Consider the following 12,188-nt stretch of genomic DNA (forward strand, 5'->3'; position numbering starts at 1 on the left):
AAACAATCTTGTTTGAAGCCCGATTAAACATAAAAAAATTACTTATTCTCTACAGGATGAACGCTGGCCTGTTTCTTATCTCTGCCCTTACGCTCAAATCTAAGAACACCATCAACAAGTGCATATAATGTATCATCGCTACCAATGCCTACATTTACACCAGGATGAATGTGTGTGCCACGCTGTCTGTATAAAATATTACCGGCCTTTACGAATTGTCCGTCAGCTCTTTTTGCTCCGAGTCTCTTGGATTCAGAATCTCTACCGTTCTTTGTAGATCCAACACCCTTCTTATGAGCAAAAAATTGAAGGTTCATATTCATCATGACTTATTCCCTCCTAAATTTAATGTTCAAATACTTCTTACCATATTGTTGGAATATACTCTCTACGCCTAGTTCATAAGATTTAATTAAAAGATCCGCATCATGTGATGGTTCTTCCAAAAATCGAATTACTATCAAACCTTTTTTCTCATCCTGTTCTGTAGCATACTTATCAGTTGTAAAAGAATCAATTGAATTGATCAAATTGATAGTAAGAACAGAGATTGCTGAACACACTATATCATTGCCATATTCAGCATAACCCGCATGCCCCTTGCATTCTATACTCGAATAAGAGTCATTGGAATTCTTGGTTATCGTGATTGTAGTCATATTATTCCACTGCAAAATTACATTGTGATCTTGTTAATCTTAACAAGTGTGAAAGGCTGTCTGTGACCATTCTTCTTGTGATAGCCAGTCTTTCTCTTGTACTTGTAAACGATAACCTTCTTAGCACGGCCCTGCTCAACAACTGTAGCATCAACCTTAGCTGAGCTAACATCGCCAGCAACCTTGAGTGAAGATCCGTCATTTACAGCTATAACATTGTCAAATGTTACATCTTTTCCAGGCTCAACTTCGAGCTTCTCTACTCTGATTTCGTCGCCTTCGGAAACTTTGTACTGCTTTCCACCAGTTACAATAATTGCGTACATAAGTTACCTCCTTCTTCAAAAAACTCGCTAACTTTGGCGGAGCATAAGCTCTCTTCTGCCTAGTTAAGCGGCATACTATGAAATAATAACACTAAGAGTTCAGACTGTCAACAACTTTTTCAACTTCTGACAAAATTTCTTTTAATGATTTATCGTTTTTATTCCTGGTAAGTTCCATTATACCAAGTCCGGTTATATCAATAAAATTAGTATGTACCGGATCTTTTCTGCATAAATTCTTCATATGAGCAATCAGTTTTTCATTCTTATCATCACTCATATTGATAAAATCTATCAATATCATTCCGGTAAGATTTCGAAGCCTTACCTGTCTCATTATTTCATCGGCAGCTTCAAAATTTACTTTTTCGGTTATATCATCTTTTCCCTTAATTGCTTTTCCTGTATTAACATCGATCGCATTAAAGCTTTCAAGCTGTTCGATAATAAGAAATGCTCCACTTTTTAACCAGATCTTATTTTGCCTAAGGCTGTCAATCCTGGAAATTATACCATGTATCCCGGAATCTTCTATAACCTTTGGATCATGAATATCTCTCGAGTTTAAGAAAGCTTTTGCCTTATCAAGAGTTTGAGTTTCAGATGAATGTAAAAGAGAATAAATAGTTCTCATTCTTCCTTCATCAAGTATCTTAATCAGTTTATTTATACAGCTTTCTATATCAAGTAATAATTCGCTGACAATAGCTTCCTTTGGTATTGATGAAGCATTTGTTCGTATTATAACGCCAATGCTGTCGCCGTATAGTTTATCCGAATAACTATCTGATAATCTGTTGAACTCATCTCTGATTGATTCAATAAGAAAATGTCTGATATCATCATTTAATTTAACTGACGCGCCAACACCTTTTCTTCCAAGGGTTACAACAGAATACTTACCGGATATCGATAATGACGTTGTTAATTTGGCTTTTTTTAGCTTGATTGCTTCTGCCTCTACCTGAACTATTACTTCGTCGCCATTTTTAATTGTATTTCCTTGCGTATAATTTTTATTACATACACAAGCTGGTACAATCTTTCCAAGGGGAAGATATCCAATCTCATCCTTATCATATTTGATAAATGCAGCATTTAAATTCTTTACAATATGGTCTACTTTGCCAAGGTAAATATTCTGGAGATCGCTTTTTCTTTCAAAAGCAAGAAATTCCATCTTATTATCAATAAACGCAGTTACAACAGGAACATTTTTGTAACTTGATAAAATTATTTCTCCATCAGACATTTAAATAAAACCTTTCATTAGTACCATTTGTTATAAATGGCTCAATATACTCTTTGCCATCATCTGAACAAAGTCTGTAAATGTCTATTCTATGGATATCAAGCGCATTGGCAGGAATTTCTTTATCCATACTCTTAAAAAAGTAATCAAACAGTAAAGCTGGCTTTAATGTGCTTGCGCTGCTCATACTTAAAAGCAGTGTCACAGACTCATCTTCTTCAGAAAAAGAATAGTCATAGATCATGGGCTTCATATCTATTTCTTTTTCACCACTCTTTGTCTTTTTCATTGCAGGAAGAGTTTCTTTTAAAAGATAAGCTTTGAATTCAGAAATCCAGTCAAAATCAGGCTTAAGGCTCTCTCTGAATCTGATTTTATACTTCGCAGCATATGCAGCGGTCATTGCCTTCTCAGATGAATCTGAAAGTTCCTCAATCGCGAGAATTTCTATACCTTCATTCATTACACTGTTAAGCCTGTCCATTACATCGTTTGCGCTCGTCATTGAATTTACGGTTATATCCATATATTCGCCATCACTCGTAGCGCCGACACTAAGAGGCTGAGCAAAAGAAATAACCTGATGAGGGCTAAAACCTTCGGAATACTTTATATCTATTTCAGCTCGTCTGATAGCTTTTTGAAAATATCTCATTACATCAAGATGACCGATAAATTTGATCGGGCCATTCTTTGAAAATTTAAGTCGCAATTTATTCATTCTCTAATTCACTTTCCTTCAAAGCATACACCTACGCCGTAAGTTCCGGCTCCACAGCCAAGACATCCACTTCTACAGTTGGAGGATGGTTTTCCGGCAAGAGCATTTTTCCATTCTCTTAAAAGAAACTTCTTGGATACTCCACAATTCAAAATATCCCATGGGAATATCTCATCATCTTTTCTTTCTCTTGTTGTGTAGAAGAATGGATCAACACCACATTCTTTAAAGCATTCCATCCATACATCAAACTTGAAGTATTCGCCCCATGCGTCAAAAATGCATCCTTTTTCATATGCCTTTAAAATAACCTGGTTAAGACGTCTGTCGCCTCTTGCAAGAACACCTTCCATCATGCTTGCGTCAGCCTCATGCCAGTTATATTTGATATGTTTCTGGTTCAGCTGAGACATGATTCCCTTTCGGGTCTTATTTGCCTTATCAAGAAACTCCTCTTTGGTGTTCATTGGAGCCCACTGGAATGGTGTAAATGGTTTAGGAACAAAGAAAGAAGTGCTTGCAACTATGTCTATCGTTCTTCCGTTTCTTTTTTCCTTAGGTACAGTCTCAAAATATTCAACAGCTACTTTATTTGCTATATCTCCGATTCCTAAAATATCTTCATCTGTCTCTGTAGGAAGTCCAAGCATGAAATAAAGCTTAACTTTATTCCAGCCACCAAGGAAAGCCTCATGAGAGCCGTGTAAAATATCTTCTTCGGTAAGACCTTTATTTATTACATCTCTCATCCTCTGAGTTCCTGCTTCAGGTGCAAAGGTAAGGGAACTCTTTTTTACATCCTGGACCTTACTCATTACATCAAGTGAGAATGCATCAATTCTAAGTGAAGGAAGTGAAATATTTACCTTCTTGCTGTTGCAGCTCTCAATCAAAAAGTCCAGAAGCTCAGGTAGCTGAGTATAATCACTGGAACTTAAAGAACTAAGTGATATTTCTTCGTAGCCTGTGTTCTTAAGAGATTCAATTGCAAGTTTCTTGAGATGCTCAACATCTTTTTCTCTTAATGGTTTATAAAGCTGACCTGCCTGACAGAATCTGCAGCCTCTGATGCATCCTCGCATTACTTCAAGAACAACTCTGTCCTGAGTAACTTTAATGTATGGCACAACAGGTTTGGTCGGATAAAAAGCATCTGAAAGCTCTGTGCAAAGTTCTTTATCAATCTGTCTTGGAACATCGTCAAAAACAGGCTCCATAGCTTTTATTGTTCCGTCTTCTTTATATGTAACCTCATAAAGTGATGGAACATATATACCGGGAACCTTAGCTAAAATATGTAAAAATTCCTGCCTTGATATACCATCTTTTTTGGCCTGCTTATAAAGATCAAAAATATGTCTGTACTGCGTTTCTCCCTCACCAATATAAAAAACATCAAAGAAATCGGTGATTGGTTCCGGATTGTAGGTGCAAGGGCCACCGCCTATAACAATAGGATCATCCCATGTTCTGTCTTTGGAAAAAAGAGGAATGCCTGAAAGGTCAAGAACCTGCAAAATATTCGTATAGCACATCTCATACTGGATCGTAAATCCAAGAAAATCAAAGTTCTTGACAGGGTCCTGAGATTCAAGCGCAAAAAGAGGAATGTTCTTCTCTCTAAGGACTTTATCCATATCAAGCCAGGGCGAGTAGACTCTCTCGCACCATACATCCTCATAAGAGTTAAACATTCCGTAAAGAATTTGTATTCCCAGATGAGACATTCCTATTTCGTATACATCAGGAAAACAAAAAGCAAATCTGATATCAATTTTGGATTTATCCTTGACCACAGAATTTACTTCGTTTCCTATGTATCTCTCAGGCTTTTCAATACTAAGTAATGTCTCATCATTTAAAGCTAAATTGTAATTCATATCATTTCCTTATCGTCTGGATAGTTCGTCGGTTACATCTTCCCAACTGACATTTTTTTCTGCCATCAGGACCATCATATGATACAGGAAATCAGACATTTCGTAAACTATTTCATTAGAATCCGGATTTTTGGCGGCTATAACCATTTCTGTCGCTTCTTCACCAACTTTTTTCAGAATCTTATCAAGTCCTTTATCAAAAAGATAATTAGTATATGAGCCTTGCCTTGGATTAACCTTTCTGTCTTTTATGACTTCAAATACACTGTCAAGCACTTTCTGCGGATTTTTTTCATTGAAGTCTTTTGCGGCAATTTCATTGAAAAAGCAGGAATAGCTTCCTGTGTGACAGGCGGCACCAATCTGTTTGACTCTTGCTAAAATAGTATCAAGATCGCAGTCACAAGTTAATGACATCACATATTGATAATGCGAACTTGTTTCTCCCTTGATCCAAAGCTCATTTCTGCTACGGCTGAAGTACGTCATCTTCCCTGTTCTCAATGTAATATTATATGACTCTTCATTCATGTATGCCAGCATTAAAACTTTATCAGTCCGGTAATCCTGGACAATAACAGGTACCATTCCATCAGAGTTTTTCTTGAGGTCAGCCCATGAAAAAGCAGGTTCCAACTGGTATATTTTGATATCATGCGATATACATTCTTCTTTATATTCACTAATATTTGATATTTGTGAATTTATTATGTCGCCGGTAACACCTGACACAAATTCGTATTTTTCAAAAATACTGCAGGGGGAAATATCAGTATCATTTACCAGAAGAACAATATTTAAATCCGTTTGGGTTTTATTATAGGAATTAATATTTTCAGTATTGATAAAAATAAGTTCTGATGCATATTTATTAACTAAATCCTTATTTTCGTCAACACTACTGTAATCATCAAAACAAATAGATATCTTTTCTTTTCCAAACTTTTCAGATACTTCTTCAAGAATTTCAATATTTCCGGACTTTGAAAAATTAAGACAAGCCTTCTTGCAACCTGCATAAAGAAGCTTTTTGATATCCTCCATACGTTTTATATTGCCGGCTCCGACCACAGGAACATCAACTTCCTTACATATATTCTTTATTACATTTAAAGAGAGTTCATGTGCCTTATCATCTCCTGAAGGAGAAAGGTCAAAAGTAATAATCTCATCAACATTTGCATCAGAATATTTTACTGCAAGTTCCACAGGATTATCTGAAATGACTTCTTTTTTATCAAAACTACTAAATGCTTTTCCATCGAATAAATAAATTGATGCAACAAATTTTCTTTTTAAACTTGACATGTTATAGCGCTCCCTTTGTACTTAATACGTCGGTAATCCTATTATCTATCATGGTTGCCTCATCCAAAGCCTTAGCAAATGCTTTAAAAAGAGCCTCGATCTTGTGATGGTCATTTATACCGGTAATGATTCTGAGATGAAGGTTCATGGATGCTGAATACGAAACTGCATAGAAGAATTCTCTGACCATCTGGGTATCAAAATCACCAACCATTGGCGCTGTAAAATCTCCGTCAAAAACAAAATATGGTCTGCCACATAGGTCAACCGCACTCATTACCAATGTCTCATCCATTGGCAGGATCATACTTCCATAACGCTTTATTCCTTTTTTATCACCACATGCTTTAGCTATGGCCTGCCCGATGACAATTCCTGTATCTTCAACCGTGTGGTGACAATCAACCTCAAGGTCTCCTTTAACATCAACAGTCAGGTCAAACAGTCCGTGGCGGGCAAAACCTGTAAGCATATGATCAAAAAAGCCGATACCTGTGTTTATATTGCTCTTGCCACTTCCATCCAGATTGAACGAAACATGAATATCTGTCTCATTTGTCTTTCTTGCAACTTCAGAAGTTCTTGCCTCCATAAATAGTAGCTCCTTACTATCATACAACCAAATATTGTTGCTTTATCTTATAAAAAAAATATAACTTGCAATTTATAATCAGTTTAGAAAGTTAACTTGCAATTTTGACAATATTTCATAAAATTGCGTTCGTAATTCTATTCTTTTACCAAATTGGTCATTGCTCAAATCTTACAGCGATTGAATTGGCGTGTGCAGTCAATCCTTCTTCTTTTGCAAAAAGTTCAATATCATTGTGGACTTTTTCAAGCGCATCATAGGAATATGAAATAATGCTTGATTTTTTTAAGAAATCATCCACGTTAAGAGGTGAGAAGAATCTTGCAGTTCTGTTTGTAGGAAGAATGTGGTTAGGACCTGCAAAATAATCGCCAAGTGGTTCAGATGAATACTGTCCAAGGAAAATAGCGCCTGCATTTTTAATCTTGGTCATTGTTTCAAACGGATTTGCTGTTATGATTTCCAAGTGTTCAGATGCCACAGCATTTGTAGCATCGATTGCATCCTTCATGGAATCTGCAACGAATATATATCCATAATTATCCAAAGATTTTTTAATAATATCTGCTCTTTCAAGTAGCTGAAGGAATCCATAAATTTCAGTCGTTACTTTTTCTGCAAGTTCCTGTGATGTTGTTATCAAAATTGCGCTTGCAAGTTCATCATGCTCAGCTTGGGATAAAAGATCCGCTGCAACATATCTTGCATTTGCAGTCTCATCTGCAAGTACCAAAATCTCACTTGGTCCTGCGATAGAATCAATAGATACATACCCAAAGCATGCTTTTTTTGCAAGTGCAACAAAAATATTTCCGGGGCCTGTGATTTTATCTACTTTAGGAACGCAAGCTGTTCCAAATGCCATTGCTGCTATAGCCTGAGCTCCGCCTACTTTGTAGATTTCATCAACTCCTGCGATATCTGCAGCTACTAAAGTTCCGGGATTTACACTTCCATCTTTCTGAGGTGGGGTGCACATGATTATTCTTTCTACTCCTGCAACTTTTGCCGGAACTACATTCATAAGTACGCTTGATGGATAAGCTGCTTTTCCTCCGGGAACATAGACACCTGAGATTTCAATAGGAAGGATTCTCTGACCGAGGATGCTTCCATCTTCCTTTGTTTCAATCCAGCTGTTACGCTTTTGTTTCTCGTGGAAAATTCGGATATTTTCACAGCTTTTTTTCATGACTTCAATAAATTCAGGGCTTAGCTGTGAATACGCACTCTTTATCTCTTCTTTAGTAACTTTTATTGTATCAGCGGTGATTTTGCAGCCATCGAATTTCATCGTGTATTCAAATAAAGCATCATCACCATTTTTCTTGACGTTTTCTATGATTTCATTAACAGTATTTTCATAATTGGTATAACTTCCGGGATTTCTGTTAAGAAGATTCCCAAGAAGGTCATTCATTGTTTCTTCATTAAGCTTATATGTTCTCATTTATTACAAATTCTCCTTCATATCACTGATAAGTTTCCTGATTCTTTCTGTCTCCATCTGCATGCTTACCTGATTGACGATCATTCTTGCAGATAAAGGACAAATCTCTTCCAATACTTCAAGTCCGTTTTCTCTTAGAGTTGAACCGGTCTCTACAATATCTACAATTACATCTGAAAGGTTGACAATAGGCCCAAGTTCAACAGATCCATTTAATTTAATAATATCTACGGTCTGATGTTTCTGGTTAAAAAAATAGTCTTTGGCTATATTAGGATATTTACTGGCAACGCGGATCATTTCACGATGCTCTAACAGCTTTTTTGCTTCTTTTGGTCCGCATACACACATTCTGCATTTTCCAAAGCCAAGATCTAAAACTTCATAGACGCGTCTTTTTTCTTCTAATATTGTATCAGCACCAACAATTCCTATGTCTGCTGCTCCATACTCAACATATGTAGGAACATCAGGTCCCTTAGCCAAGAAGAATTTTAATTTTAATTCTTCATTTGTAAAAATGAGCTTTCTGGTCTTCTTATCTAATATCTCATTACATTCAATTCCACATTTATTTAAAAGCTCCATTGTGGAATCCACAAGTCTTCCTTTTCCAAGTGCAAAGGTTAAATATCTCATATATCCTCCATCAAATTGCTTTTAAAGTTACATTTATGCCCTGAGAGCGAAGTTCTTTAGCTTTTTCTAAAGATTCTTTAAAATTGTCAGGGGTATATTCAATAGTCTCATTTGACTGTTCATATGTAATTTCCAGATTCTGTCTGTATAATGCCGACATCAGTCCATCGAGAACAATTGAAAAGCCGATTGAGGGAGCATCCTTGCCATATTTGCCAAGAAGATTGTCATATCGTCCGCCTTTGGCAATAGCATCACCAACGCCATAGGTATATGCGCTGAATATGACTCCGGTATAATAATTGAATTTGCTCAGAATTCCCAGGTCAAAGGATACATATTTTTCTACGCCATACATAGAAAGAACTTCATAAAGGCTCTTTAACCTTTTTATCGCTTCTATAGATCTTTCGTTTTTAACTTCGCCAATGGCCTTATCGAGGGCATCAGATGAACCTATAAATTCGGATACCTTAACAATTAAATTACGGTATTTTTCTGAGATTCCCTTTTCAACCATTATTGCTTCAGCAGCGAAATAGTTTTTACCTGTTATCTGCTCTCGTATCTGCTCTTCGGTATCAGGAGAAATGCCTGCTTCTTCACAAATTCCTTTATAATAGTCTGCATCTCCTACACTGATCTGGAAATTCTCAAGTCCTGTAGTTCTTAATGATTCTATCAAAAGAGCTATTGCCTCAGCATCAGCATATACTGAAGGATCATTCATAAGTTCTATTCCGATGTTGTAATTTTCCTTGAGTTTTCCCTGAAGTTCGGTTGTGTTAAGGAAAGTATTGCCTTCATAGACAACTCTTACAGGATTGCCATTCTCAAGCATGACCTTAGAAGCGCACCTGGCAATTGAAGGAGTAAAGTCTGGTCTAAGCACCAGTGTATTTCCTTCTTTATCAAAAAATTTGTACAGTTCCTTGGCATCGGAAGCATTTATCTCTTCTGAAAAGACATCAAAGAATTCAAATGTTGGAGTATCAATATCTTCATAGCCAAAACTTTTCATCTTTGAATGTATCTTCTCGCAGATAATCTTTCTGTCACAGCATTCATTTCCATAGATATCTCTTACACCATCAGGTGTATGAACAAGAACTTTACTCATATAAACCTCACAAATAATACTTTATTACTTCACAGTGCTACCATAGTAAATTGATATCATAGTAAAAAGTTTATATTAAAAAACAGACTATGTCAAACTCTTTCGTCCAAATCTTTTTGAATAAGATCCAGATAGGGAATCAGAACTCCCTGTTCTCCCGGTGAAAAGATAACATAATCATCAGATAGTTCGTCTCTTCTAAAGCTCTTTCTTCCGCCACTTTCTGCTCTTTCCCAAAACTTTTTGAGCACTCTGAATGGCAGATAATAATATTCATTTCTTGTTGTATAGTAGATAAGGAAAAAGGCTATTCCATCCTGCTTCTCAAAGTCTTCCATAAATCTGACCTGATGTGGATGTATATTTTCGAGAGCAAATGTATTCACAGCGCATTCTTTAGCGTCAAAACAGATTGGAATACCCTGCACAGCGCCAATATAGTCAACAGTACTTTTTTGGTCAAAATATGCAAGGGTAATATGTCTTGTTTTTTTATCAATATTTATTGGGGTAATTGGAGTTGGGATTTTTTGAATTAAAGCAAGGCCTAACTCAAGATACCTCTCGTTAGACCTGTTTATCAGTTCTTCTAAGGTTGACCCCCTTAGGCCTCTTGATTTCCAAGTAGGCATGTTTATCCCCTCCTGAAGATTTTATCAAATATTTCCGGACACTCAGCGATATACTCTTTTCCTGCAATATCGCTAAATTCTATAGACATTTCTTTTGGAAATCTTACTCTGTAACAATGAAGCAGCTGAAAATTCTGGCCTGCAATTACTTTTCCGCCATATTTAACGTCACCGATTATAGGCGTTTTTTGATCAGCTAAATGAGCTCTTATCTGATGAGGCTTACCTGTTATCAGCTTCACTTCCAATAAAGTAAGATTATTTTTGCTTGAATATTCAAGTGGAACAAATTCGGTTTCAATATATGAATATCTTGTATCGTGAGGATCTTCCTGGCTTATAAAGACTTTGTTTTTCTTTTCATCCTTAAAAAGAAATCCTGAAAGTTTCGATGATTTCCCAATCTTGCCGGATACTATAGTCCTATAATATTTATCAACTGTTCTATCCTTGAGAAGCTCACTCATTGTACGGGCGCCCAAAAGAGATTTGGCGCAGATTACAATTCCACTTGTATTCCTGTCAAGTCGATTACAGATTGATGGCTTGAAAGTTCCAAGCTCATCAGTTGAAATATCACCTTTTTTTACAAGATAATCAATAAGCCAGTCATTAAGACTGATATCAGAAGGCTTAGATTTTTGTGACAGGACACCTGCAGGCTTATTTACAAGCAGGATATTGCTATCTTCATAGATTATTTCTAAAGGTCCTAACGCTTTAAGTGCCTTGAAATTTCCTTCTTCTACAGAATGTGAACTCTGTTTGCCATGAAATTTATCAAATGTTTCATCTGAAAAGAAAATCTTTATGCTGTCGCCTTTACTTAGTTTCTCTTTTCCATCAGCCTTTTTGTCATTTAAGGTAATGCTTTTTTTTCGGAGCATTTTGTATAAAAAGCCGGAAGATGCATTAGGCAAATATGATTTTAAGAAACTATCAAGTCGTTTGTTTTCTTCATTTTTTCCTATAACTATTTCTTTCATATTGCATCCTTATAATGAGATTGAAAGAAGAATTGATGCAGGAGTCTGTACTGTCCCCGGAACCCATGAATCTTCAATCCGGAAAGGATCTATACCCTTTTCTGATCTTAGATTTTCCAATTGTTCTAGCCTGTTGCAGAATTTATCCAGATCATTAAAAACTTTTATGCTATAACTTGAATATCCATTTTGGACAAGCATCTTTTTTATGTGCTTCTCACAATCGATTGCATCAAGGTCTTTATCTGCTGAATAACATGCTACATTTTTATCAAGAACAGTTGAAGCGTTTATATAAAAGTTTTTATCATAGGATGTAATGATGTGGTCATAATGTATTAAAAGACCGCCTTTTACAGCTTCAATCCTGTTATGATCAGAAGTTTTGCATGCTTTTGCTTTTATGAACATTATCATATTTACTGCACTCCAGCCGGTAGGAAGGCATCCAAGCGCTGCTACGATACTAAATATACTCTTTTGGCTTTTATATATGAGTAGACCTGTGACAAAAAGTCCAATTGTTATTGCAAGGCATATAGCAGTTCTTATTATTGTTCTTTTTTTGGTGTGCTCAATATATCCAAAATCACCTTTATAAATTTTTGCCATTAAAAAAGTCT

14 protein-coding genes are annotated in these 12,188 nt (G+C 36.1%); all 14 read right to left on the reverse strand.

The features are described from left to right. Window positions 1–38: 38 nt before the first annotated feature. Window positions 39–326 (reverse strand): 50S ribosomal protein L27, encoded by a 288-nt coding sequence (gene rpmA, locus BM086_RS00610; RefSeq protein ID WP_022774002.1) that lies wholly within the window; start codon window positions 324–326, stop codon window positions 39–41. Between the two features lie 3 nt (window positions 327–329). Then, a complete protein-coding gene (locus tag BM086_RS00615) occupies window positions 330–659 on the reverse strand; it encodes a ribosomal-processing cysteine protease Prp (RefSeq protein WP_092321865.1) in 330 nt (109 codons plus the stop codon). A gap of 17 nt (window positions 660–676) precedes the next feature. Further along, complete coding sequence (gene rplU, locus BM086_RS00620; protein WP_092321868.1) at window positions 677–985, reverse strand: 50S ribosomal protein L21; 309 nt, start codon at window positions 983–985, stop codon at window positions 677–679. A gap of 91 nt (window positions 986–1,076) precedes the next feature. Continuing rightward, window positions 1,077–2,237 (reverse strand): ribonuclease E/G, encoded by a 1,161-nt coding sequence (locus BM086_RS00625; protein ID WP_092321870.1) that lies wholly within the window; start codon window positions 2,235–2,237, stop codon window positions 1,077–1,079. Further along, window positions 2,230–2,958: a TIGR03936 family radical SAM-associated protein gene (locus BM086_RS00630; protein WP_092321873.1), complete on the reverse strand. Its 729-nt coding sequence runs from the start codon at window positions 2,956–2,958 to the stop codon at window positions 2,230–2,232. The genes BM086_RS00625 and BM086_RS00630 overlap by 8 nt, the downstream gene beginning before the upstream one ends. 8 nt (window positions 2,959–2,966) lie before the next feature. Next, on the reverse strand, window positions 2,967–4,838 hold the full coding sequence (locus BM086_RS00635) for a TIGR03960 family B12-binding radical SAM protein (RefSeq protein ID WP_092321876.1): 1,872 nt from the start codon (window positions 4,836–4,838) through the stop codon (window positions 2,967–2,969). Between the two features lie 9 nt (window positions 4,839–4,847). Next, the gene (gene hisIE / locus BM086_RS00640) at window positions 4,848–6,146 is read right to left on the reverse strand and encodes a bifunctional phosphoribosyl-AMP cyclohydrolase/phosphoribosyl-ATP diphosphatase HisIE (RefSeq protein WP_092321879.1); all 1,299 of its coding nucleotides are present in this window, start codon (window positions 6,144–6,146) and stop codon (window positions 4,848–4,850) included. A 1-nt stretch (window position 6,147) separates the two neighbouring features. Continuing rightward, window positions 6,148–6,738: an imidazoleglycerol-phosphate dehydratase HisB gene (gene hisB / locus BM086_RS00645; protein ID WP_092321882.1), complete on the reverse strand. Its 591-nt coding sequence runs from the start codon at window positions 6,736–6,738 to the stop codon at window positions 6,148–6,150. Window positions 6,739–6,895: 157 nt separating this feature from the next. Next, entirely contained in the window at window positions 6,896–8,188 is a 1,293-nt protein-coding gene (gene hisD, locus BM086_RS00650) for a histidinol dehydrogenase (RefSeq protein WP_092321884.1), read from the reverse strand. 3 nt (window positions 8,189–8,191) lie between these two features. Further along, on the reverse strand, window positions 8,192–8,827 hold the full coding sequence (gene hisG, locus BM086_RS00655) for an ATP phosphoribosyltransferase (protein WP_092321886.1): 636 nt from the start codon (window positions 8,825–8,827) through the stop codon (window positions 8,192–8,194). A gap of 10 nt (window positions 8,828–8,837) precedes the next feature. Further along, window positions 8,838–9,947, reverse strand: coding sequence for an ATP phosphoribosyltransferase regulatory subunit (hisZ, locus tag BM086_RS00660; protein WP_092321888.1), 1,110 nt, complete (start codon window positions 9,945–9,947; stop codon window positions 8,838–8,840). 92 nt (window positions 9,948–10,039) lie between these two features. Next, window positions 10,040–10,579, reverse strand: a complete 540-nt coding sequence (locus tag BM086_RS00665) for a Holliday junction resolvase RecU (protein ID WP_092321890.1) — start codon at window positions 10,577–10,579, stop codon at window positions 10,040–10,042. A gap of 2 nt (window positions 10,580–10,581) precedes the next feature. Beyond that, window positions 10,582–11,565 (reverse strand): RluA family pseudouridine synthase, encoded by a 984-nt coding sequence (locus tag BM086_RS00670; RefSeq protein ID WP_092321892.1) that lies wholly within the window; start codon window positions 11,563–11,565, stop codon window positions 10,582–10,584. Window positions 11,566–11,574: 9 nt separating this feature from the next. Then, window positions 11,575–12,177 (reverse strand): hypothetical protein, encoded by a 603-nt coding sequence (locus tag BM086_RS00675; RefSeq protein WP_092321894.1) that lies wholly within the window; start codon window positions 12,175–12,177, stop codon window positions 11,575–11,577. Between the last annotated feature and the right edge of the window lie 11 nt (window positions 12,178–12,188).

Origin of the sequence: Butyrivibrio sp. YAB3001 (genome assembly GCF_900112195.1) — a bacterium.
Taxonomy (GTDB): Bacteria; Bacillota; Clostridia; order Lachnospirales; family Lachnospiraceae; genus Butyrivibrio.